This window comes from Paenibacillus thailandensis, from assembly GCF_042685365.1.
GTDB lineage: Bacteria > Bacillota > Bacilli > Paenibacillales > Paenibacillaceae > Paenibacillus_AP > Paenibacillus_AP thailandensis.
On record NZ_JBHUMY010000013.1, the window covers coordinates 181,504 to 203,567 of the forward strand.

General features: G+C 53.7%; 20 protein-coding genes, 2 pseudogenes and 1 riboswitch. Of the genes and pseudogenes, 13 read left to right on the top strand and 9 right to left on the bottom strand.

Going from position 1 to position 22,064, the window contains the following annotated elements; translation table 11 throughout:
• The first annotated feature begins 59 nt into the window (after positions 1 to 59).
• The 3 genes from ACFSW5_RS14495 to ACFSW5_RS14505 all read left to right on the top strand — a co-directional run bounded on the left by ACFSW5_RS14495 (position 60) and on the right by ACFSW5_RS14505 (position 1,683).
• Entirely contained in the window at positions 60 to 767 is a 708-nt protein-coding gene (locus tag ACFSW5_RS14495; RefSeq protein ID WP_379274319.1) for an amino acid ABC transporter permease, read from the top strand.
• Positions 719 to 1,477 (top strand): amino acid ABC transporter ATP-binding protein, encoded by a 759-nt coding sequence (locus ACFSW5_RS14500; RefSeq protein WP_379274321.1) that lies wholly within the window; start codon positions 719 to 721, stop codon positions 1,475 to 1,477. Before ACFSW5_RS14495 ends, ACFSW5_RS14500 begins: the two co-directional genes overlap by 49 nt.
• 74 nt (positions 1,478 to 1,551) lie before the next feature.
• Positions 1,552 to 1,683 (top strand): DUF4023 domain-containing protein, encoded by a 132-nt coding sequence (locus tag ACFSW5_RS14505; RefSeq protein ID WP_379274324.1) that lies wholly within the window; start codon positions 1,552 to 1,554, stop codon positions 1,681 to 1,683.
• An 88-nt stretch (positions 1,684 to 1,771) separates the two neighbouring features.
• Here the strand turns inward: ACFSW5_RS14505 and ACFSW5_RS14510 are convergent, their stop codons facing one another.
• Positions 1,772 to 2,986, bottom strand: a complete 1,215-nt coding sequence (locus ACFSW5_RS14510; protein WP_379274326.1) for an MFS transporter — start codon at positions 2,984 to 2,986, stop codon at positions 1,772 to 1,774.
• A gap of 271 nt (positions 2,987 to 3,257) precedes the next feature.
• Here ACFSW5_RS14510 and ACFSW5_RS14515 point away from each other — a divergent pair, with 271 nt between their 5' ends.
• A complete protein-coding gene (locus ACFSW5_RS14515; protein WP_379274396.1) occupies positions 3,258 to 4,634 on the top strand; it encodes an amino acid permease in 1,377 nt (458 codons plus the stop codon).
• Positions 4,635 to 4,934: 300 nt separating this feature from the next.
• The gene (locus ACFSW5_RS14520) at positions 4,935 to 5,690 is read left to right on the top strand and encodes a class I SAM-dependent methyltransferase (RefSeq protein WP_379274328.1); all 756 of its coding nucleotides are present in this window, start codon (positions 4,935 to 4,937) and stop codon (positions 5,688 to 5,690) included.
• 223 nt (positions 5,691 to 5,913) lie between these two features.
• Here ACFSW5_RS14520 and ACFSW5_RS14525 read toward each other — a convergent pair whose 3' ends face one another.
• The 6 genes and pseudogenes from ACFSW5_RS14525 to ytxJ form a co-directional block, all read right to left on the bottom strand.
• Entirely contained in the window at positions 5,914 to 6,288 is a 375-nt protein-coding gene (locus tag ACFSW5_RS14525) for a hypothetical protein (RefSeq protein WP_379274330.1), read from the bottom strand.
• A 298-nt stretch (positions 6,289 to 6,586) separates the two neighbouring features.
• Positions 6,587 to 6,749 (bottom strand): annotated as a pseudogene (locus ACFSW5_RS26150) (transposase); the annotation flags it as partial.
• A 166-nt stretch (positions 6,750 to 6,915) separates the two neighbouring features.
• Positions 6,916 to 7,923 (bottom strand): matrixin family metalloprotease, encoded by a 1,008-nt coding sequence (locus ACFSW5_RS14535; RefSeq protein ID WP_379274335.1) that lies wholly within the window; start codon positions 7,921 to 7,923, stop codon positions 6,916 to 6,918.
• Positions 7,924 to 7,968: 45 nt separating this feature from the next.
• Positions 7,969 to 8,106 carry a hypothetical protein gene (locus ACFSW5_RS14540; protein WP_379274338.1) on the bottom strand — a complete coding sequence of 46 codons (138 nt, stop codon included), beginning with the start codon at positions 8,104 to 8,106 and terminating at the stop codon, positions 7,969 to 7,971.
• Entirely contained in the window at positions 8,103 to 8,360 is a 258-nt protein-coding gene (locus tag ACFSW5_RS14545; RefSeq protein WP_379274340.1) for a hypothetical protein, read from the bottom strand. Before ACFSW5_RS14545 ends, ACFSW5_RS14540 begins: the two co-directional genes overlap by 4 nt.
• Positions 8,361 to 8,563: 203 nt before the next feature.
• Positions 8,564 to 8,905, bottom strand: coding sequence for a bacillithiol system redox-active protein YtxJ (gene ytxJ / locus ACFSW5_RS14550; RefSeq protein WP_379274342.1), 342 nt, complete (start codon positions 8,903 to 8,905; stop codon positions 8,564 to 8,566).
• A gap of 226 nt (positions 8,906 to 9,131) precedes the next feature.
• A riboswitch (purine riboswitch) is annotated at positions 9,132 to 9,231 on the top strand.
• A 118-nt stretch (positions 9,232 to 9,349) separates the two neighbouring features.
• Here ytxJ and ACFSW5_RS14555 point away from each other — a divergent pair.
• On the top strand, positions 9,350 to 10,789 hold the full coding sequence (locus ACFSW5_RS14555) for an NAD(P)/FAD-dependent oxidoreductase (RefSeq protein ID WP_379274344.1): 1,440 nt from the start codon (positions 9,350 to 9,352) through the stop codon (positions 10,787 to 10,789).
• A gap of 399 nt (positions 10,790 to 11,188) precedes the next feature.
• Here ACFSW5_RS14555 and bioB read toward each other — a convergent pair whose 3' ends face one another.
• On the bottom strand, positions 11,189 to 12,187 hold the full coding sequence (gene bioB, locus ACFSW5_RS14560) for a biotin synthase BioB (RefSeq protein ID WP_379274346.1): 999 nt from the start codon (positions 12,185 to 12,187) through the stop codon (positions 11,189 to 11,191).
• A gap of 374 nt (positions 12,188 to 12,561) precedes the next feature.
• Here bioB and ACFSW5_RS14565 point away from each other — a divergent pair, with 374 nt between their 5' ends.
• The 6 genes from ACFSW5_RS14565 to ACFSW5_RS14590 all read left to right on the top strand — a co-directional run bounded on the left by ACFSW5_RS14565 (position 12,562) and on the right by ACFSW5_RS14590 (position 18,618).
• A complete protein-coding gene (locus ACFSW5_RS14565; RefSeq protein WP_379274348.1) occupies positions 12,562 to 13,671 on the top strand; it encodes an ABC transporter ATP-binding protein in 1,110 nt (369 codons plus the stop codon).
• On the top strand, positions 13,664 to 14,497 hold the full coding sequence (locus ACFSW5_RS14570; protein WP_379274351.1) for an ABC transporter permease: 834 nt from the start codon (positions 13,664 to 13,666) through the stop codon (positions 14,495 to 14,497). Before ACFSW5_RS14565 ends, ACFSW5_RS14570 begins: the two co-directional genes overlap by 8 nt.
• Positions 14,472 to 15,275 (top strand): ABC transporter permease, encoded by an 804-nt coding sequence (locus tag ACFSW5_RS14575; RefSeq protein WP_379274354.1) that lies wholly within the window; start codon positions 14,472 to 14,474, stop codon positions 15,273 to 15,275. The genes ACFSW5_RS14570 and ACFSW5_RS14575 overlap by 26 nt, the downstream gene beginning before the upstream one ends.
• Positions 15,272 to 16,345: an ABC transporter substrate-binding protein gene (locus ACFSW5_RS14580; RefSeq protein ID WP_379274356.1), complete on the top strand. Its 1,074-nt coding sequence runs from the start codon at positions 15,272 to 15,274 to the stop codon at positions 16,343 to 16,345. Before ACFSW5_RS14575 ends, ACFSW5_RS14580 begins: the two co-directional genes overlap by 4 nt.
• Before the next feature lie 119 nt (positions 16,346 to 16,464).
• Positions 16,465 to 16,902: a GNAT family N-acetyltransferase gene (locus ACFSW5_RS14585; RefSeq protein WP_379274358.1), complete on the top strand. Its 438-nt coding sequence runs from the start codon at positions 16,465 to 16,467 to the stop codon at positions 16,900 to 16,902.
• A gap of 267 nt (positions 16,903 to 17,169) precedes the next feature.
• Positions 17,170 to 18,618 carry a nicotinate phosphoribosyltransferase gene (locus ACFSW5_RS14590; protein WP_379274360.1) on the top strand — a complete coding sequence of 483 codons (1,449 nt, stop codon included), beginning with the start codon at positions 17,170 to 17,172 and terminating at the stop codon, positions 18,616 to 18,618.
• 112 nt (positions 18,619 to 18,730) lie between these two features.
• Here ACFSW5_RS14590 and ACFSW5_RS14595 read toward each other — a convergent pair.
• A pseudogene (locus ACFSW5_RS14595) lies at positions 18,731 to 19,096 on the bottom strand (transposase); the annotation flags it as partial.
• Positions 19,097 to 19,415: 319 nt separating this feature from the next.
• Here ACFSW5_RS14595 and ACFSW5_RS14600 point away from each other — a divergent pair.
• Positions 19,416 to 22,052 carry a LuxR C-terminal-related transcriptional regulator gene (locus ACFSW5_RS14600; protein WP_379274363.1) on the top strand — a complete coding sequence of 879 codons (2,637 nt, stop codon included), beginning with the start codon at positions 19,416 to 19,418 and terminating at the stop codon, positions 22,050 to 22,052.
• Positions 22,053 to 22,064: the final 12 nt, after the last annotated feature.

Here is a 22,064-nt window from a genome sequence, read left to right on the forward strand (position 1 = left end):
TTGGGAATGTGCAAGCGCTTCGCATTGGGGGACTTGTTTCAGGACGGGAGGACTTTCGAATGCAAGAGTTTCGTTTGGACATCATCGCCGAATATTTGCCGCTGCTGCTGAGGGGCGTGCTGCTTACCGTTGTCGTTTCCGTCGTTTCCATCGCGCTTGGCGTCCTCATCGGCCTCTTCATCGGCTTTGGCCGGATGTCGAAGCTGGCCGCGCTGCGTCTCCCGACGAAGGCGTATATCCACTTTTTCCGCGGCACGCCGCTGCTCGTTCAAATTTTGCTCGTTCACTTCGGCCTCATTCCGTTAGTGCTGGGCACGACCGACGCGGTCATTGCGGCCATTGCGGCGCTGTCGCTCAATTCGGCGGCTTATTCGGCCGAAATTTTCCGCGCGGGCATCCAGTCGATCGACAAGGGGCAAGTCGAAGCGGCCTATTCGCTTGGGCTTTCGCGCGGCCAGGCGATGCGCTTCGTCATTTTGCCGCAGGCGGTCAAGCGAATGATTCCGGCTTTCGGCAACGAGTTTATCGTCTTGATCAAAGACTCGTCGCTTGCCACCGTTATTGCCGCGCCCGAGCTCATGTATTGGACGAATGCGATGAAAAACCAATACCTGCGCGTCTGGGAGCCTTACTTGACGGCGGCGTTCATTTATTTGATATTGACTTATTCGATGAGCAAGCTGCTCGCCAAGCTGGAGAACAGACAGGAGGTGGCCGGATGGGCGCGCAAGCGGAAAGAGAACCGAAGCGGCCTGCCATTGTCGTAAAAGATCTCGGAATGAGCTTCGGCTCGAACCGGGTGCTTGACGGCGTCAGCCTGGAAGTCGCGGAAGGAGAGGTTGTCGTCGTGATCGGACCTTCCGGATCGGGCAAGTCGACGCTGCTGCGCTGCCTCAATCTGCTGGAGCGGCCGCAAAGCGGCGACATCGTCGTCGAAGGCCGGTCGCTGCTTTCCCCGAATGCGGACATTCGGCGAATGAGAGAGGACATCGGCATGGTGTTTCAGCAGTTTAATCTGTTCCCGCATTTAAGCGTGATCGACAATATTATGCTGGCTCCGCTTCAAGTGCGGAAACGGACGAAGCCGGACGCAAGGGCGAAAGCCGAGGAGTTGCTGGAGCTTGTCGGGTTGTCCGAGAAGGCGGACGCGTATCCCGCATCCTTGTCCGGAGGTCAAGCCCAGCGGATCGCCATCGCCCGCGCGCTGGCGATGGAGCCGCGCATTATGCTGTTCGACGAGCCGACGTCGGCGCTTGATCCGGAGATGGTCGGAGAAGTGCTGGCGGTCATGAAGCAGCTCGCGGCACGCGGCATGACGATGGTCGTCGTCACTCACGAGATGGGTTTCGCGCGGGAGGTCGGCCATCGGGTCTTGTTTATGGAAGGCGGCGTTATCGTCGAGGAAGGGCCGCCGGACGCCGTGTTCGACCGTCCGGGCAAGGCGAGAACGCGCGAATTTCTGTCGAAGGTGCTGTAAGCGGAAGCGGAGTCCATCCGTGCATAGCTTGCCGGAGCGGGGGAGACGCTACGGGAGAAGGAGGGATTGCCCGCATGGATTCGACGGAACAATTCGTGAACAAGCTGCACGACACGCAAGCGAAACAGCAGAAAAACAGGGACCGTTACGGCAAAGGCAAACCGTCGCAGAAGCTGCAGACGAAGCAGCACACGAACAATCCATAGCCGGACCGGCGCAAGAGGGCGCCGTCCGTGTAAGACAACCCCGGCCAAGACGCGGCATTTGCCGCTCCGGCCGGGGTTGTCTCGTCCATTACATCGTCGCCGGCGCTCCCGTATCTTTGCCGCTTTGACGGCTTCTGCGGATCCGGTACAGGAACAGCGCCGCTCCGGCGAGCATAATTCCGTTGAGTACGAAGATCCATCGGATCGGCAGCCAGCCGCCCAACGCGCCTCCGACGATCGGGCCGACCATGGTGGCCAGCTGGTTCGCCGATTGGTTCAGGCTGAACGCTCTGCCGCGGAACGAGCTGTCCGTCACCTTGACGATGGAGGCGTTAATCGCCGGATAGACGGCGGCGAAGAACAAGCCGTAAACGAAGCGGAGAACGCCGAACTCCCCGTAATGGCCGACGAAAAATTGCAGTCCGTTGCCGACGGCCCCGCCGAGCAGCCCGGCGAGCAGTACGGTCTGGAAGCCGATACGCTGGCCGAATTTGCCCCATTGCGGGGCGGCGACCAACGTTGCGATGCCGACCGCGGAAAAAACGATGCCGGACAGCAGCGAAGCGTTGCCTGGCGTAGCGCCAAGCTCCATCACGTATACCGTGAGCACAGGCTCGATGATCATGACCGAGAACGTCGTCATGCCGGTCAGCAGAAGCAGCGCCGCAAACGGCTTGTTGGACAGCGCCAGCTTGACGTCGTCCTTGACGGACGAACGAACGGCGTTACGGTTGAATTTGTGTTCCTTGGCGAACAATGTGGCGATAAGCGCGGCGATCAGCACGACGCCGGCCGAGACGAGAAACGATTCGCGGTTGCCCATATAATGGCTGACGACGCCGCCGAGCAGCGGACCGAAGATGCCGCCCGTCGCGCCGGAGGTCGACATAATGCCAAGCGCGTAGCCGGATTTGTCTTCCGGCGTATTCGTGGCAACCATGGCGATCGCCGCCGGAACGTATCCCGCAAGCAACCCCTGGAAAACGCGCAGCGCGATAAACAGATACGGATCGTAAATAAAATAGGTCAACAGATAAAGAAAGGCAAGGCTAAAGCCGGACCGGATCAGCATCGGCTTGCGCCCGTATTTGTCGGCGAGCGACCCCCAATACGGCGCAATGAGTGCGCTTGCAAGAAACGTAATGCCAAACGCGATGCCGGACCAAAGCGACAGATGGTCGGTTACGCCCAAATCGGCGCTAAGAAAAATGGGGATAAAAGGAATCGAGGTCGAATAGGCGGTGCTGCAGAAAAAAACGCCGATCCACAATACAAACAAGTTCCGTTTCCACGAGTAAGCCACGGCAGACACTTCCTTACAGTAAATGTACGATGCAAATTTAACTGTTTTCATTGTAACATAGATGATGGTGGAAAAATTTAAGCTTTACGGATAAAGGCAGGTTATGTACGATATTAATTTGTGAAAGTATAATGGAGTGATGGTTTGCATTTTACATGACTATAAAGAAGTTGTTTAGAGGAGCGCGGAGTTATTGGATAATCGGCATCAAGAATTGCAGACGAAGAAAGAAGGAAACGGCGAGCTGCGCAGAGGGCTGAAAGCCCGCCATATGACGATGATATCGCTGGGGGGCTCCATCGGTACCGGCTTGTTTCTGGCGAGCGGCGGGGCCATCCATTCGGCGGGGCTTGGCGGAGCGCTGCTTGCTTACGCCTTAATCGGTTTAATGGTTTATTTTCTTATGACCAGCTTGGGCGAGATGGCGACCTATATGCCGGTATCGGGCAGCTTCAGCACGTACGCGGCGCGGTTCGTCGATCCGTCCTTAGGTTTTGCCCTGGGATGGAACTATTGGTATAACTGGGCGATAACGCTTGCGGCGGAGCTGTCGGCCGCGACGCTTATTTTGAAATTTTGGTTCCCGGACAGCCCGTCCATTCTTTGGTCGGCCTTGTTTTTGCTCCTGCTCGTGGGCTTGAACCTGCTTTCCGTGCGGGGATACGGCGAAAGCGAGTTTTGGTTTGCGCTCATTAAAGTGGTGGTCATTCTCGTCTTTATCGTACTCGGCATTCTGATGATCGTCGGCATTTGGCGGGGCGAGGCGGCCGGCATCCAAAACTTGACGGAAACGCCGTTTCCGGGCGGATTTCTTGCCGTTCTCGGCGTATTTATGGCGGCGGGCTTCTCGTTCCAGGGAACGGAGCTCGTCGGCGTGGCCGCAGGCGAAAGCGAGAACCCGAAGCATAACGTTCCGCGCGCGATTCGCACGATTTTTTGGCGTATATTGTTGTTCTATATCGTATCGATACTCGTCATCGGCCTGCTCATCCCCTATACGGCGGAAGAACTGGCGGGCGACGGCGTTCGCACCAGCCCGTTCACCATCGTGTTCGAGAAAGCGGGTCTGAGCGTGGCGGCGTCGGTCATGAACGCGGTCATCTTGACGTCGGTGCTGTCGGCGGGCAACTCCGGTCTGTACGCCTCCACGCGCATGCTGTGGACGCTCGCCAAGGAAGGGAAAGCGCCGCGCTGGCTGGCGAAGCTCGACCGCCGGGGCGTGCCGATTGCGGCGCTGCTCGTGACGAGCGCGTTCGGCTTGCTTGCGTTCTTGGCCTCCTTGTTCGGCGACGGCGTTATTTATACGTGGCTGCTGAACGCCTCCGGCATGACCGGCTTTATCGTCTGGTTCGGCATTGCGGTCAGCCACTACCGGTTCCGCCGGGCATGGGCCGCGCAAGGGCGGTCTCTGGATGAATTGCCTTACCGGTCGAAATGGTTCCCGGCGGGCCCGCTGATTGCCATGGCGATGTGCGGCGTCGTTATTCTCGGCCAGTTCGTAGGCGGTATCGGCGGCGGAGAAGTCGATTGGGGTTATATTATCGCTTCCTACTTCGGGCTTCCGCTGTTTCTGGTCATTTGGCTCGGGCATAAGTGGAAAAACAAAACAAAGATGCTCAAGCCGGAGGAGTGCGACCTGGAGCCTTAATTGCTCTTCCTGCTCCCGGGGGAAGGCGGGACTGCCCGGGATAGCTGTACCCGTGTAATAAGATGCGGGATATGCCGTATATAGCGGCAAGAACATAAAGGCCTGTTCGGATCGATAACGATTCGAACAGGCTTTCTTGATGTTTGCGGCGGGCGGAACGCTGTCTCCGGTTCTGACGGGAGTTGCCGTTCAACAGGAGCAAGCGTACCTATCATGTTGCGAGGCAGGCAGGAATATGGCGGCAGGCAAGCGAATAGGGAACAGCGACATTCCATTTGTTTAACAGGAGCTGATTGGATCGTGGACAGCAAGGTACGGTTTACGGACCGGGTGGACGCTTACGTCAAATATCGTCCGGATTACCCGGAGGAAGCGCTTGATTATTTATACGATACGGCCGGCTTGCGCGGAGCGGCCAAAGTGGCGGACGTCGGAGCGGGTACGGGCAAATTTTCGCGCTTGCTCCTCGAGCGGGGAAGCGAGGTGATCGCCGTCGAGCCGAACGAGGCGATGCGGCAGGCTGCGGTCGATGCCCTTGACGGCTATCCGGGGTTTCGGGCCGTTGCCGGCTCGGCGGAAGCGACAGGGCTTGCGGCGGGCTCGGTCGATTATATCGTTTGCGCCCAGGCGTTCCATTGGTTCGACCGGGCCGCGGCGAAAGAAGAGTTTCTCCGCGTCTTGAAGGACGGCGGAAGGGTCGCGCTCATCTGGAATTCGCGCCTGACAGCGGGAAGCCCTTTCCTTGAAGGGTATGAACAACTGATTCAAACGTACGGCACCGATTATGTGCAGGTGAACCATCGGAACATATCCGCTCCGGACCTCGCCATGTTCTTCCGGGAAGGGGCGATGCGCGAAGCGCGGTTCGCCTACCGGCAAACGCTTGACTACGACGGCTTGAAAGGGCGGTTGTTGTCCTCTTCGTATGCCCCCGGCCCGGGTCATCCGCGTCACGAGCCGATGCTTGCCGCGCTGCGCGAGCTGTTCGACGGCACGTCGCGGGACGGCGTCGTCTTCTTCGACTACGAGACGGAAATTTATTGGGGGGAGCTGTAGAAGTTCCCGGCAAGAAAAAAGGCTGTTCGGCATGAACTGCACCCCGTCAAGTAAACTGAACAAATAAGTAAAGATATTAGGCGGCCTTAACCCTGAGTTCCTGGGACTGAGGCCGTTTAATCTTGCCTGTAAACGCTCGTTTTTGTAAAAGTGGATGCAGGCATTAGCTTCTCAAGTCCCCCGTCAAAAGGAGCAGGAATACTTGCTTCCTTCTATCGGTTACTTACTGTTTTTCAGATACAGCCTTAACGTATTTACCCGGTTCCGTTTCAACAGCAATTGCTTCTTTTATATCTACTTGCTTAATTGACCAAAGCTTAGTTCCACTTTTGTAGTAATTTGAATAGTTATCTGGAGTCTCCGTAGGCTCATCTGTTGAATGGCTTACAATTTTACCTATTTCCTTGTCTGCAGCATCGATTACTTCAGTTGTCATTTTATATTTCTGATTATTCCATACAACCAGGGGATACGGAAAAGATGACTGAGTTTGGGTTTGCTCCGTGACAGATGATTGATCTTCTATATATGCTGAGTTGTTTCCTCCAGAACATGCACTGATAACAACCATTAACAAGATTATCATTAACTTTTTCATTAACTATCACCTCATTATCTGTATGTGATCGGGCTTATTATGTTAACGTTTTTTTGATTTCCAAATGTTGCAGTTTTATTCTTATTAGGCGAGAAACGGGGCCGTCTCAAAAGGTAAGAAACGTTGTTTGAGGGATAGCAAAAATACGGCGTTCCAAACTGAGAAACGATCGGTCAGAGACTCGCTCCTGACCGACCGCATTTCGCTTTTTGGCTCAATGTCGCTCGCTTTAGCAGATTATGGACGAGCGAAAGCCACCCGTCTTCAATGCTTACTTTTGGTAAAGAGCTACATATCCTCTTTCGTCTGGCCGCTGCCGAGCGGCAAGCCACATGAAGGGGAGTGTTCTCGCGCACGGCTTCGGCGATCTGGCGCGACGGATAGATCCGCTGGGGAGAGACGTAAATGACGATCTTCGTCATGAGTTTAGGGTGAAAGCTAGGACGGCCACCTCCTAAATAACCTCCTAGCATTGGCAGAAACAGGTCCAATGTTATATTAAATAAACAAAGAAACCTCTCCTTTTGTAGATAGTTGGGTGTTACCTCCACACTACTAAGGAAAGGTTTCTTTATTATTTACAAAATGAAAGGAGATGTCCCTCATTCATCTTCAAAAACGTTTTATTTATTCCAACTCTTTTTTTGAGGCAATATTTTTAAAGCTGCCTCCTTCATTTACAAATATGCTGTCATCCTCATTTATAGGAATATAGGTATCGCCATTGACTTCTCTTAAAAATAACATAATTTCTTGGTTTTTCCTTAAATGAGTTGAAGAATCAGAGTATACTGTAACTTCTCCATCCGTACCTCCCATTTGAGAAACAGTTATATTTTGACCTTCTTGGGCTGGATCACCTTTCAGTACCTCTGAAATTTCCACATTGACCTCGGTCGAATAGGTGCTATAATCTCCTTTTTTACCAAACTTACTTCCCTTTTCTTTAGAGACGGTTCCTTTAACTACTAAGTCAGCTGCTTTTGTTAATTCTTCTTTGTTTTTATAACCTACTGACCAAGAGGCGTGGAGATAAACGCCATCTCCTTTTGAACCAACACCTGTTGCAGTTGCTGTAGGTAAAACCGGATACAGATTATTAACAACAGAAATATCAGAAGAGGAAGGGTTGACCGACCTTGCAGGAGTACCGTCACTGTTAAAAGTGTTTGGATACATAATAGAGCTGGTTTCCACTGCTGAAGTATGGTTTAACCCTAATGAATGACCCACTTCATGGCCTGTTACCCCCGCCTTAATACTGCTTGTATACTTACTTTGATTTGTATAGTAAGTATTAAGCTGCAATGTAGCTTTTGTAATAATGCCACTACGAGTAGTATAAGTACAAATTCCATCCCAAGTCACAGAAGAATCATTCACATCATAAGCATAGTAAATTGAACTGGTTCCTAATTTAGTCGATACATTAAAATTAGTATTACTTTTCCATTTTGCAGCGCCACTACTCCATGCGGTCGAATTAGCACTGGAAGTAGCAATATACATTGTTTGAGTTCTATTAGACCATTTTCCGAACGATGTTACAGTCGCAGAAGCTGGAGTGCTGCTTACTAACAATGAAATACTTGCCAACACAGCTGATGCAGTGACTAAGAGTTTTTTATTCTTCATTATCTAACCTCCTAAATTTTCAAATATGGAAATACATATTATGTATTAAATTTGCAATTCCTTCTTTTTATTAAAAAAATCCACTTCGGGCAGCGCCAGTTCAGGCTGCTCCCGCAATGTCAGCTGCAAGTCCAGCCGTTCGGTAAACAACCTTGCGGCATTCGTAATCAGATTGGTTGTCATTTCGTTGCCATCGCCCAGCAATAGAATGCAGAAACCAAGCACGTTGCGTCGTTCAGCTTCTCCCCGTCGATCGCCGCATCCAGCAACTCGCCTGCTATGTCCTTGATGCTTGTCTCTAGAGCCGGGATCGCTTTCGGGGTTAACGCCTGATTGACCAAATTGCGTATTTGCGGATGTTTGGGAGGGGCCATGATCAGCAGGTTCTCCTGCTCGTAAAGCGCCTGGCGGGACGAGTACACGGCTGGATTTTTCAATACGGTGTGCACATCCTTGTAAACGGAACATGTCCAAGCACGCACTGTTTTCATAAGGCGGATAGACGGGAGGTCTCTTCACGAGAATAACAAGGGAGCGTTCAGCGCAAAAAAAAGAACCTTGGCGTATCCAAGTTTGCTTGGTTTCCCAAGACTACTTGGCTTCGCTAAGGCTCTTCGATGGGCGATGCCGCGAAGGCGGCTTAGTCCAGAACGGCGGTCATATGAGCTTTCGTTACGGACCAATGGGTCGCGCTCCATACTTTCGCTTTGTCCTGGATGAGCATAATTTGCGGCGATTCATGCTTCACGCCGGTATCTTCCGCGATCTGGTTCGACACCGGACGGGACTCGATTACTTTGACCAGCACGTATTCGGCGTCCGAACGGGGCTTGTCGTTCAAATAGTCGGTTACCTCGCGGTACGCGTTCGCGCTGACCGGGCAAGTCGTGCTGTGCTTGAACACGACGAGCGGATGGCTTGCGGACCCCTCGAACGCCGCGTTCCATTCTTCAATCGTTTGGATTTCGCGAAGCTGTGGCATATGAATGCACTCCTTTTGAGTAAATAATCGTTATAGAGCCTGTCTGGGCATGGAAGCGGGCTAGCCGCTTGAAAAAAGTTAGTTCGTATATAGTATACACTGGCATATGCGGCTTGTCTAATGTTCGTGTTTTAGGTTATTAATCCACAGGTTATTCGAGATTTGGGGATATCCGTGAATAAAATGCGAATATTTATATCGAATGCCCTTGACTCATTCGTATTTTCGAGTTATTATTCTTACTGTTCGTATAACCTCAATAATAGGGTTTGAGGGTCTCTACAAGGAACCGTGAATTCCTGGCTACGAACGGGGTGCCGTTTTCGCATACCCGTTTAAGCCGGGATTTTTTTCTTTCGGCAAGTCTGGACGGTTACCGCTTCGGCAGCCCGGCAATGCTTTGACGCATGTGGTGCAATTTGTAGAGGAGGTCATAACGCAATCATGGGCAAATACGACGTCATTATTATTGGTGCAGGACCTGCAGGGATATTCGCCAGTTATGAATTAACGTTAAAAGCGCCTCAGTTGAAAGTGCTTTTGGTCGATAAGGGGCTTGATATTTACAAGCGCAGATGTCCGATTCTGGAGGAGAAAATCAAGCTGTGTCCCCCTCCAGCGGGCAAGAAGGACTACGCGGGCTGTCTTCCGGCTTGCTCGATTACGGCGGGCTTCGGCGGCGCCGGCGCTTACAGCGACGGCAAATTCAACATTACGACCGAATTCGGCGGCTGGATGACCGATTACTTGCCCGGCTCCAAGGTGCTGGAGCTGATCCGCTATGTGGACGATCTGAATTTAAAGCACGGGGCGACGACGACGATTACCGATCCTACGACCGACCGGATTCGGGATATCGAGCAGCGCGGCTATGCGGCAGGCTTGAAGCTGCTGCGCGCGCAGGTGCGGCATCTCGGGACGGAGCAGAATCTGGAAATTTTGAAATCGATTTTCGAATATTTGAAGCCGCGCATCGACATGCTGTTCCGGGCCGAGGTCGAAGATCTCGTAACGGTCAAGCAGGATAACGGCAGTCATAAGGTGCAGGGCATTGTGCTCAAGAACGGCGAAACGCATGAAGCCGATGTCGTCATGGTCGCGCCGGGCCGGGACGGTTCGGGCTGGCTGACGGAGGTGCTGAAGCGCCGCAAGCTCCAAATGTACAACAATCAGGTGGACGTCGGCGTGCGCGTCGAAACAAGCGACGTCGTCATGCGCGAAATCAACGAGCATTTATATGAAGGGAAGTTTATATACAACACGTCGGTCGGCACGCGGGTGCGGACGTTCTGCAGCAATCCGTCGGGCCACGTCGTCGTGGAGAACCACAGCGGCGTCATGGCGGCCAACGGCCATTCGTACAAGGATCCGGCGCTCGGTTCCTCCAACACGAACTTTGCGCTGCTCGTTTCGCATAAGTTTACGGAGCCGTTCGATAAGCCGAATGAATACGCGAGGGAAATATGCCAGCGGGCGAACGACCTGTCGAACGGCGGCGTGATCGTGCAAAAATTCGGCGACATTCTGCGGGGTCGCCGCTCGACGGAAACCCGGATCCGCGAAGGCTTCCTGGAGCCGACGCTGAAGGAAGCGGTGCCGGGCGACCTTGGCCTGGTGCTCCCGTACAACACGATGATCAGCCTGATCGAGATGATTCAGGCGCTGGAGAAGGTTACGCCGGGCATCGCATCCGAGCATACGTTGTTTTACGGCGTCGAAGCGAAGTTTTATTCGGCTCGTCCGAAGCTGAAGGATTCGTTCGAGACGGAGATCGAAGGGCTCTACTGCGGCGGCGACGGCGCGGGCGTTACCCGCGGCTTGGCCCAGGCGGGCGCGGCCGGCGTATGGATCGCGCGGAACATGATCGAGAAGCTGGGGAAATGAAAGAACGGTTCATATGATTCATTGAAACGGTTCGTCCTTTCATAAGGGCGAACCGTTTCGGCTTGAGGCGCTGCTTTTTCGAATCGTATTGCACTTATTTCCGTCAAAATGCCGTTTCGCGGCAGGCTAACGAATCACAGAAGCGCTAATTGGCCCGAAAACGCAGTTTACTGCCCCAAAAACTTGAAATAACGCCGTTGACGTTCGTTACGTTTTTGAAACGTTACATTTGGGCGTGATAACGTGTCTCAGGTTCGCCAGCTCAGCTGCTGCGAACGTCTGGCCTTGGCCCGCGCGCGTTGCATCGCAGCATTCAAGCCCGGCCCGCCGCTACGCCCCGCGCCTTCGCTTTGCCGCTAGGTTCCCGCTGCGCGTTTTGCCGCAAGCCGCGCTTTTGTTTCAAAGCGCGCAAAGCTCGATCTCGAACCCCAGGTCCTCGATCATTTGATGATCGACCGACACGTCCTGGCCTGCCGTCGTCAAATAGTCGCCGACAAACAGCGAGTTCGCCGCATAAAGCGCAAGCGGCTGCAAGGTGCGCAGGTTCACCTCGCGCCCGCCGGCGACGCGGATTTCCTTGGCCGGGCATACGAACCGGAACAAGGCGAGCGTCTTCAGCGCCTTGAGCGCCGGAGTCCGTCCGGCATGCGCCAGCGGCGTTCCCGGAATGGCGTTCAGAAAGTTGACCGGGATCGAATCGGCGTCCAGCTCGCGCAGCGCCCAAGCCATCTCCACGATTTCCGCATCGGTTTCCCCCATGCCGATAATGACGCCGGAGCAAGGGGACATGCCGCCGTTTCTCGCTTTGTTAACCGTCTCTACCCGCTGGTCGTATGTATGCGTCGTCGTAATCGAAGGGTAGTTGCTTCTGCTCGTGTTCAAATTGTGGTTGTACCGGTGCACCCCGGCCGCGGCGAGCCGCTCGGCGTAGCCTTCCTTCAAGAGGCCTAAGCAAGCGCATATTTTGAGCGGCATCGTCCGCCGGATTTCCTTCACCGCTTCGATCACCTGATCGAGTTCTTTCTCCGTCGGTCCTCTGCCGGAAGCGACGATACAGTAGGTGCCGGCTTTGCGAGCCAGCGCCTCCCGAGCGCCCGCCAGCAAAGTATCCTTGTCGAGCAGCGGATACTTATTCACCGGCGCCGCCGACACGATCGATTGGGAGCAGTAGCCGCAATCTTCGGGGCATAACCCGCTTTTGGCGTTGATAATCATATTGAGCTTTACTTTCCTGCCGTAGTAATGCTTCCGCACCGCAAACGCCGCTTGCATTAGCGGCAGCAGCTCGTCGTCGTCCGCTTCCAGAACGGCCAATCCTTCCGCAAGCGTCAATCGCTCGCCGTTCAGCGCTTTGCGCGCCAATAGCGGCCAGTCTGCAAATGCCGTCGTAGTCGTCACGCGATCTACCCCTTCCCGAAAAATAGATGTTGCCTGTCGAGTTCGCAGCCCAATTGGTTCGTCATATGTTAACCTAAAATAAAATAATTATGGTTAACAATTAACCAGCGATATTGTAGCAAAAGGGAGCCCGAATTGTAAACCGTACCCGGTCAACTCGCGTTCGGGCGCAAATGGAGCGAAAGCAAGCCCTGGGTGTATGTCCCAGGAAACGGGGGCGAAGGAAAAACGTTCCCTTCCGGCTTGCCGCTTTTTGCCGAAAACCGTTGCAGTCCCGTCAGTTTGCTGTATAATCAATTGCTGAAAGATAAGGAAATGACATAGATTGACATTCGAAAATAAGGACTAAAGTCTGGATTGAGGAGGAGTGGAAGGTGGCACAGTCAAGCGAGCCGATCATCCGGTTTGAAGGCGTGACGAAACGTTTCGACGACGATACGACCGTATTGAACGGAGTCAGCTTCGAGATTGAGCGGGGGAAGTTTTATACGCTGCTGGGCCCATCGGGGTGCGGCAAAACGACCATACTGCGGCTTATCGCGGGATTTATCCAGCCGACGGAAGGCAACATTTATTTCAACGGCAAGCTGATTAACGACATCCCGGCCAACAAGCGGCAAGTGAATACGGTGTTCCAGGATTACGCGCTTTTCCCGCATCTGAACGTGTTCGAGAACGTGGCGTTCGGGCTTCGGATCAAAAAGATGAAAAACGACGCCGTCAAACAAAAGGTGACGGAAGCGCTTCGGTTCGTCAATCTCGAAGGCTACGAGACGCGGGGCATCCACGAGATGTCCGGCGGGCAGCGGCAGCGCGTCGCGATCGCGCGGGCCATCGTGAACGAGCCGGAAATTATTTTGCTGGACGAGCCGCTGTCCGCGCTTGACTTGAAGCTGCGCACCGAGATGCAGTACGAGCTGCGGGAGCTGCAGCGGCGGCTCGGCATTACGTTTATATTCGTCACGCACGATCAGGAGGAGGCGCTGGCGATGTCGGACGAAATCTTCGTGCTGAACGAAGGCTCCATCCAGCAAAGCGGCACGCCGACCGATATATACGACGCGCCGATCAACCGGTTTGTGGCCGATTTTATCGGCGAATCGAACATCGTGCCGGGACGGATGAAGGAAGACTACCTCGTGGAGTTCGCGGGACGCTCGTTCGAATGCGTGGACGGCGGGCTGCTGCCCGACGAGCCGGTTGAAGTCGTGATCCGTCCGGAGGATCTGGAAATAACGGCGCCGGAGCTCGGCAAGCTGCAGGTGCGCGTCGATACGCAGCTGTTCCGGGGCGTTCATTACGAAATTTCCGGCTACGACGACGCCGGCAACGAATGGCTTGTCCATTCGACCCGCAAAGCCGTCGTCGGCGAGCGGATCGGCCTCGCCTTCGATCCGGAAGCGATTCATGTCATGCGCTTCGGAGAGACGGAGGAAGAGTTCGACAAGCGGCTGGAAGAGTACGAAGAGGTCGGCGATGAATAACAAGATCAGCAGACGCAACGTTTATCTCGTCCCTTATTTGCTGTGGATCGCTTTGTTCGTCATCGCCCCGATTGTCCTCATCGTGTATTATTCGTTTTTTGACGTGGAGGGCAACTTTACGTTCGGCAATTATGCGAAATTTTTTACGCCCGTTTATATGCGCATGACGCTTAGCTCGTTCTGGTACGCGCTGCTCATTACCGCGTTCTCGCTGTTGATCGCGTACCCGACGGCTTATTGGCTGACGCGGACGAAGCATAAGCAGTTGTGGCTGCTGCTGCTTATTCTGCCCAGCTGGGTGAACCTGCTGCTGAAGGCGTACGCCTTCATCGGATTGTTCGGCACGTACGGCTTCGCCAACGCCCTGCTCGAGACGCTTGGCATCGGAAGGCAGCAAATTTTGTTTACCGACTTCAGCTTTGTGTTCGTATCGGTTTATATTTTTATCCCGTTTATGGTGCTGCCGATTTTCAACGCGCTAGAGGAGCTTAACCCGTCGCTCGTCTACGCGGCGCGCGATCTCGGGGCTTCGGCGTGGACGACGTTCCGCCGCGTTATTTTTCCGCTGACGCTAAGCGGCGTGAAATCGGGCTGTCAGGCGGTTTTTATCCCGGCGCTGTCGCTCTTTATGCTTACGCGCCTGATTGCGGGCAACCGGGTCATTACGCTCGGCACCGCGATCGAGCAGCATTTTCTGGTCACGCAGGATTGGGGAATGGGCGCAACGATCGCCGTGTTCCTTATTATCGTCATGGCGGCGATCATGCTCGTAACGGGAACGAAAAGGAGGGGGGCGCACGATGCAAGCAAACGGAAAGCTGCCTAACCTGTACCTGTTCGTCGTGTTTGCCGTGTTGTACGCGCCGATTCTGTATCTGATTTACTATTCGTTCAACAGCGGCGGGCACATGCGGAATTTCGAAGGCTTTACGCTGGAGTGGTACCGCGAAGTGTTCGCCGACACGCGCTTGCTTATTATCGTGCTGAACACGTTCGTTATCGCGTTGTTGTCCGCCTTAATTTCAACGGTGCTTGGCGTAGCGGGGGCGATCGCGATCTACCAGCTGCGGCGGTGGCAATCGCAGAACGCGCTGCTGTCGCTCAACAACGTGCTGATCGTCAGCCCGGACGTCATTATCGGCGCGTCTTTCTTAATCCTGTTTACGATTATCGGCATTAAGCTTGGCTTTACGTCGGTGCTGCTGTCGCATATCGCCTTCAGCGTGCCGATTGTCGTCATCATGGTGCTGCCGAAGCTGCAGGAGATGAGCTCGACGCTGATCGACGCGGCGCGGGATCTTGGGGCAAGCGGCTGGCAGGTGCTGACGCGCGTCGTTCTGCCTTTTATCCGCCCGGGCATCTTTGCCGGATTTTTTATGGCGTTAACGTATTCGCTGGACGACTTCGCGGTCACGTTCTTCGTGACGGGCAACGGCTTCTCGACGCTGTCGGTCGAGATTTACTCGCGGGCCCGCCAAGGCGTCTCGCTGTCGATCAACGCGTTGTCCGCCTTGCTGTTCCTGCTCACGATCGTGCTTGTTATCGGCTACTACTTCATTAACCAGCGCAACGCGCGCGGGGCCGGAAGGGGGCTGCGGCCATGAGGCAGATTGTTCAGACGTTCGCCGCCGTGCTGGCCGCCGCTTTGCTGCTCATGTATTTGACGAGCTACCTCAATGCGAGCGAAGGCTATACGGGCGGCAATACGCTGACGATTTACAACTGGGGCGATTATATCGACGAGGAGCTGCTGGACGAGTTCCAGGAGGAGACGGGCATTAAAGTGATCTACCAGACGTTCGATTCGAACGAAGCGATGATGACGAAGATCGCACAAGGAGGCACGACGTTCGACGTCGCGGTTCCTTCGGAATACGCCATCAGCAAAATGAAAGAAGACAACCTGCTCCTGCCGATCGACCACAACAAGCTTCCGAACCTGAAATATATCGACGAGCGGTTTATGAACCTGTCGTTTGACCCCGGCAACGAATATTCGGTGCCTTATTTCTGGGGAACGGTCGGCATCGTCTACAATCCCGAGCTGGTAGGCGATTTGGCGTTCGACAGCTGGAACGACCTGTGGGACCCGAGCCTGCGCAATCAGATCTTGCTGCTGGACGGCGCGCGCGAGGTGATCGGCATGGGGCTGAACAGCTTGAACTACTCGCTGAACGATACCGACGAGGCGCATTTGCAGGAGGCGCTTGCGAAGCTCGGCAAGCTGACGCCGAACGTGAAGGCGATCGTCGGCGACGAGATCAAGATGCTGCTCGCGAACGAGGAGGCGGCCGTCGGGCTCGTCTGGTCCGGCGACGCGTCCGAAATTATGAGCGAAAACGAGAAGCTGGACTATGTCGTGCCGAAGGAAGGCTCGAACCTATGGTTCGATAACATGGTCATTCCGAAGACGGCGCGCAACATCGAAGGCGCCCATCAGTTCATCAACTTTATGCTGGACCCCGAGCATGCGGCGCGCAACGCCGAGTACGTCGGTTATTCGACGCCCAACGCGGAGGCGCTTAAGCTGCTGCCGGAAGACATCTCCGGCGACGAGCGGTTCTATCCGAGCCCGGAGCTGACGGAGAAGCTGGAAGTGTACGACAACTTGGGCAAAAAGATGCTCGCCCACTATAACGAGCTGTTCCTCGAGTTTAAAATGCACAGCAAATAACGGCCTTAATCAGCAAGTCCGGAAGCGGAGCGGCCACCGAAACGGGAGCTTCGCCCTGTCGTTCCCCTTATCAAGTATGATCGGACGGGCGAAGCGGCATATTATACCGCAAGCGGTGTATGCGGCGCCGGTTCTCGCCAAAGGAACGATCCGAAAGGAATTGGGCGGGACCGCGCAGAAATCGTAAGCGAGGGCGGGAAGCATTCCAACGCAGGAGGTGGCCGGCGATGAACGAATCGCAGGAGCGGAATCCGGAACCGGAAGAAATTGAAGCGCGCCGGACCGGCGACGGCTATGAGCTGGTCGGCAGGCAGAGCGGCAAAGTCGGGGAAATCACGTTTCAGACGGTGGACGAAGATACGTGGATGATCGATCATACGTACGTCGATCCCCGTTATCGCGGAAAGCAGTTTGCGAAGCAGCTTCTGAACCTTGTCGTCGACGAGGCGAGAGCGAAAGGGAAGAAGCTGATTCCTTCCTGCTCGTATGCGCTGGCGGAATTCAGGCGCCACGAGGAAGAGTACAAGGACGTATGGGACAGGGAAGGCCGAGCTTAACCGGCATCGTCCGGCGAGGACGGCGGTTCCCGGCAGGACAGGAGTACGAAGTCCGTTTGCCTGGCAATCGACCCAGCCGCATAAGGCTGGGTTTTTTCGTCCTTGGAAGGCCTGCGGCGAAGCGGTTTCGGCTTGGGTTCGCGGAAGGCCGCGATTTCTTTTTTGCAGGAAAAGGTGGCTTTTTCACCCGACAATAGGGTATCGTAAATGAAAAAGGCAACGGCCATGGAGCAACATATTTGGCTTGGAATTAAGAGGTGGATGTCATTGAACGGATCGGATTTTGCACTACATACCGATAAATACGAAATCAACATGATGTACGCGCATTGGAAACACGGAACGGCGAACGACCGCGCCGTGTTCGAGGCGTATTTCCGCAAGCTGCCGTTTGGCAACGGTTATGCGGTGTTCGCGGGCTTGGAGCGAATCGTCGACTATTTGCAGAAGCTGGCCTTCTCCGAGGAGGATATCGCCTATCTGGCGCGGCAAGAGGAGAATTACGATCCTGCGTTTCTCGACATGCTCCGCGGCTTCCGGTTCGGGGGAACCTTGCACGCGATGAGGGAAGGGGAAATCGTGTTTCCGAACGAGCCGCTTCTGCGCGTCGAAGGCACCGTTATGGAAACGCAGCTTGTCGAGACAGCGCTGCTGAATTTCATGAACTATCAGACGCTTATCGCGACGAAAGCGTCGCGAATCGTCCAGGTGGCGCAAGGCGACACGCTGCTCGAGTTCGGCTCGCGCCGCGCGCAGGAGGCGGACGCCGCGGTATGGGGAGCCCGCGCCTCGTATATCGCAGGCTTCCATGCGACAAGCAACATGCTGGCGGGACGCAAATTCGGCATCCCGACCAAGGGGACGCACGCCCATTCCTGGGTGCAGGGGCATGACACGGAAGAGGAGGCGTTCCGGCGATATGCCGAGGCGCTGCCCGATCAGGTGACGCTGCTGGTCGATACGTACGACACGCTGCTAAGCGGCGTGCCGAACGCGATCAAGATCGGCCGGATGCTCGAATCGAAGGGCAAGCGGTTGCTGTCGATCCGCATCGACAGCGGGGACATCGCTTACCTGTCCAAGGAAGCCCGCAAGCAGCTCGACCAAGCCGGAATGCCTTATGTCGGCATCGTCGCGTCGAACGACCTGGACGAGCATATAATTTTTAACCTGAAGGCGCAAGGGGCCAAGGTGAACACATGGGGCGTCGGCACCCATCTCATCACGGCGGACGACCAGCCCGCCTTGGGCGGCGTCTACAAGCTGGTAGCGAGGGAAAAGGACGGGAGGCTCGTTCCCGTCATTAAAATCTCCGGCAATCCGGAGAAAGTGACGACCCCCGGCAAAAAAGACGTCTACCGCATTATTAACCGGACGACGGGGCTCGCCATGGCCGATTACATCTCCCTTTACGGAGAAGAGGACGTGACGGAAGGGAAGCGGATCAAGCTGTTCGACCCGCTGCATCCGTATTTGTACAAGCATGTCTCGAACTACACGGCGGAGCGGCTGCTGCAGCCCGTTTTCGAGAAGGGGAAGCTGGTGTACACGATGCCGAAGCTGGATGAAATCCGCCGGTACCATCAGGAGCGTCTGAAGCTCTTTTGGCCGGAGCTGCTGCGCAAGCTGAACCCGGACGTCTATCCGGTGAACCAAAGCGTCGCCGTTTACGAGCTCAAGATGGAGCTGCTCCGGGCGTTCGCGAAGGAAGAGTAGGTATTGCAGACATTGGAAGCAAAGTGGCAAAAACGACAAAAAAGAGCGTACCCTTGGCCGGGACGGGGACTGCACCCCGTTTGTGAGACATGGATCAAAACACCTCACAAGTCTAAGCAGCCAGTCGTCGATAATCAACCGGCGACTGGTTATTTAGTTTCGTTTGAATGCGAATTGAGTTAAAGTAGGTAATGTAATCTCGAACTGTCTGTTCAACGATTGCCGTCGTTGTGCAGGTGAGCCCTTCGAGATAGAATGTTTCAGACTTTAGCGTGGAATGAAACGATTCGATGGGGGCATTATCAGCGGGCGTTCCCTTACGGGACATGCTCATGGTAATGCCTTTTCCTTTTACGGCTTCCTGATATGCTTGAGACGTATACACGCTGCCCTGATCGCTATGAAGCATGGCCCCTGGTAGGTCTGGCAGTTGATTCAGCGTATCCAAAACAAACGTCGTATCTTGCTTATCTGCTAGTCTCAAGCCAAATGGGAATTCGATTCTCCAACTGGTAGACTTACATTTGATGGTCTGTTCACTAAACGTGATCAAGTTTTTTCAGGTAGTGAAGCAACCGAGGATGATGTGACATGGGGGCTTGGGGTTATGGAGTTCTTTAAAATGATACTGTTTTAGATTGGGTAGCGGACGAAGGAAGATTAATGTGACCGCGAACCAGGCGCTGAAGGATACGGTTACAGTATGCGGAAAAAATAGATTGACTGAATTCAAGAATTGGCGACAATAGTTGTTAAACGTAATAAATATGAAACGAAATGCGTGGTGCAGAAATTTTATGATTGTACCTATATTAACTACAAAGCTGCACATACCACCGGCGCGACCAAAAGTGGTTCACCGTTCACATTTGTTCAAACGCCTGGACGAGGGCCAGAAAAGAAAACTGACATTAATCTCCGCTTCTGCGGGTTATGGAAAAACAACGCTGGTAAGCGAGTGGCTGGCCGATTGTAAACGTCCGGCCGCTTGGTTATCGCTGGATGAAGGGGACAACGATTCGACTCGTTTTCTCCTTCATCTTATCGAGGCCATAAAAAGAATCGTAAACGTTAGCGACCAAGGGGTATGGAAAGCCATGCAATCCCCGGAACCGCTACCGATTACATATATCCTTACTTCTTTAATCAATGAACTATCATCCGCTACAGATTCTTTCATTCTCGTTCTTGACGACTATCACGTCATTGAATCCCAAACGGTGCATAACGCGCTTTCTTTTCTCATCGACCATCAGCCATTTCAGATGCATTCCATCATCATAACACGTGAAGATCCGAAACTGCCCATTGCCAGATTACGAGCAAAAAACGAGTTGACGGAACTGCGTGGAAATGACCTGCGGTTCACCCGGAATGAAACGGCATTATTTTTCAATCAAATCATGGGACTTCAACTGTCATCTGCAGAGGTGATATTTCTGGAGGCGCGTACTGAAGGGTGGATTGCCGGGTTGCAACTAGCGGCTATCTCCATGCAGGGCTATTCGGATACGGCCCAATTTATTTCGTTCTTTACCGGCAGCCACCGATTCGTGTTGGACTATTTGATGGAGGAAGTGCTGAAGCAGCAGTCCGAAAAGGTTCAAACCTTTTTGCTTCATACCTCCATTCTGGATCGATTTTGTGCTTCACTTTGTGAGGCGGTGCTGCAGAGTGATAAGGAAGGGCATGACACCCTGGAGCATCTCGAACGTTCCAATCTTTTCATCATTCCGTTGGATAGCGAGCGTCTTTGGTATCGTTATCATCATCTTTTTGCCGATTTGTTGCGACAGCGTTTGCACCATGCCAACAAGGACAAGGCCCATGAGATTGCCGCCCTGCATACCAGGGCAAGTCATTGGTTTGAAGAGAATGAACTGGAGGTCGAAGCGTTTCAGCACGCCGCAGCGGCTCAAGATGTGGATCGAGCTGCCAAATTAATCGAAGGAAAAGGGATGCCTCTTCATTTTCGCGGCGCTGCTCAGTCTGTATTAAACTGGTTAAAGCGCCAGGATGACGCCACGCTCAATGAGCGGCCGTCGCTTTGGGTCATTTATGCTTCTGCGCTGTTGATGATCGGTCAACTGAACGGAATCGAACAAAAACTGTCTGCTGCCGAAGCGGCCATGAAACATATCAATCCGAATGAGATGGATCGAGATCTGATCGGACATATCGCATCGATCAGAGCTACGCTCGGAGTTACTCGGTACGATGCGGACAGCATTAGGACTCAATCCCTCATAGCTCTGGAGCATCTGCATCCACATAATCTGCCTGTACGTGCTGCAACAATCTGGACGCTAGGCGTTGCCTGCCAGTTGCAGGGTGATCGCGCGGCCGCCAGGCGGGCTTATACAGAAGCGTTATCAATTAGCAAGCAAATCGGACATATCATGATTACGCTAATGGCATCTTTAGGTTTAGGCCAAATTCAGGAGTCGGACAATCAGTTGAGCCTGGCCGCGCAAGCCTATCAACAAGTCATTCAGCTTGCGGGCAATCCACCATTGCCGGTTGCTTGTGATGCCTACTTGGGCTTGGCTCGAATAAGGTATGAACGGAACGACCTGCATGCCGCCGAACAGCATGTACAACAAAGTATGCAGTTAGCCAAGCAGATCGAGAAGACGGATAGGCTAACGGAGAGCAAATTATTTGCGGCAAAACTAAAGCTCGCAAGACATGAGATTTCAGCGGCGAAAGCTTTGCTAACCCAAGCTCGCCAAGAAGTGCAAGATCAACATTACAACCGTCTGCGGGGCGAAATGAAACACTTGGAGCTTCTTATTTCTCTTCATCACGGTAGCTTTGCGGAAACGGTTAACCTTCTGGAAACGAGCGAATTCCCTGTACTGCGGGCAAGAATCCATATGATCCAAGGAAATGCAAGAACGTCTCTTGCCATTCTGGGCACCTTATATGATCAAGCGAAAGCGAAGCAATGGAAGAACGACGAGATTAAGCTTCTGATCCTCCAAGCTCTGGCTTTTCAAGTCCAGGGCAATATGAAGAGGGCGCTGCAAAGATTAAATGATGCTTTGATACGGGCGAAAAATGCAGGCCTTGTCCGTCTTTTTATTGACGAAGGAAAGGCCATGCTTGATTTATTAACCGCGGCGGCTGCCCGTCGCATTCAGCCTGAATATACCGAATTTTTGCTGGCTAACATGCATCGTGAACAAAAGCTCAACGATTTCGCTGCTCACAGCTTTCCCATCCATTTCGAGCCTTTCGTCGAGGCTTTAAGCGAGCGTGAACTGGAAGTTCTGCAATTGATCGCTCAAGGCTACTCCAATCAAGAAATAAGCGATCGGCTTTTCCTTGCATTAAGTACAGTGAAGGGGTATAATCGCAACATTTTTGATAATTTGCAGGTGAAAAGGCGAACCGAAGCGATCGCCCGTGCCAGAGAGCTCGGGCTGATTTAAAGTTTGATCTGC

Bases quoted from the DNA above. Each gene is read 5' to 3' on its own strand.
- ACFSW5_RS14575 (WP_379274354.1), top strand. From the start codon at position 14,472: ATGCAAGCAAACGGAAAGCTGCCTAACCTGTACCTGTTCGTCGTGTTT.
- ACFSW5_RS14535 (WP_379274335.1), bottom strand. From the start codon at position 7,923: ATGAAGAATAAAAAACTCTTAGTCACTGCATCAGCTGTGTTGGCAAGT.
- ytxJ (WP_379274342.1), bottom strand. From the start codon at position 8,905: ATGCCACAGCTTCGCGAAATCCAAACGATTGAAGAATGGAACGCGGCG.
- ACFSW5_RS14495 (WP_379274319.1), top strand. From the start codon at position 60: ATGCAAGAGTTTCGTTTGGACATCATCGCCGAATATTTGCCGCTGCTG.
- ACFSW5_RS14540 (WP_379274338.1), bottom strand. From the start codon at position 8,106: ATGACAACCAATCTGATTACGAATGCCGCAAGGTTGTTTACCGAACGG.
- ACFSW5_RS14570 (WP_379274351.1), top strand. From the start codon at position 13,664: ATGAATAACAAGATCAGCAGACGCAACGTTTATCTCGTCCCTTATTTG.
- ACFSW5_RS14585 (WP_379274358.1), top strand. From the start codon at position 16,465: ATGCGGCGCCGGTTCTCGCCAAAGGAACGATCCGAAAGGAATTGGGCG.
- ACFSW5_RS14600 (WP_379274363.1), top strand. From the start codon at position 19,416: ATGATTGTACCTATATTAACTACAAAGCTGCACATACCACCGGCGCGA.
- ACFSW5_RS14500 (WP_379274321.1), top strand. From the start codon at position 719: ATGGGCGCGCAAGCGGAAAGAGAACCGAAGCGGCCTGCCATTGTCGTA.
- ACFSW5_RS14555 (WP_379274344.1), top strand. From the start codon at position 9,350: ATGGGCAAATACGACGTCATTATTATTGGTGCAGGACCTGCAGGGATA.
- ACFSW5_RS14525 (WP_379274330.1), bottom strand. From the start codon at position 6,288: ATGAAAAAGTTAATGATAATCTTGTTAATGGTTGTTATCAGTGCATGT.
- ACFSW5_RS14580 (WP_379274356.1), top strand. From the start codon at position 15,272: ATGAGGCAGATTGTTCAGACGTTCGCCGCCGTGCTGGCCGCCGCTTTG.
- ACFSW5_RS14515 (WP_379274396.1), top strand. From the start codon at position 3,258: ATGACGATGATATCGCTGGGGGGCTCCATCGGTACCGGCTTGTTTCTG.
- ACFSW5_RS14505 (WP_379274324.1), top strand. From the start codon at position 1,552: ATGGATTCGACGGAACAATTCGTGAACAAGCTGCACGACACGCAAGCG.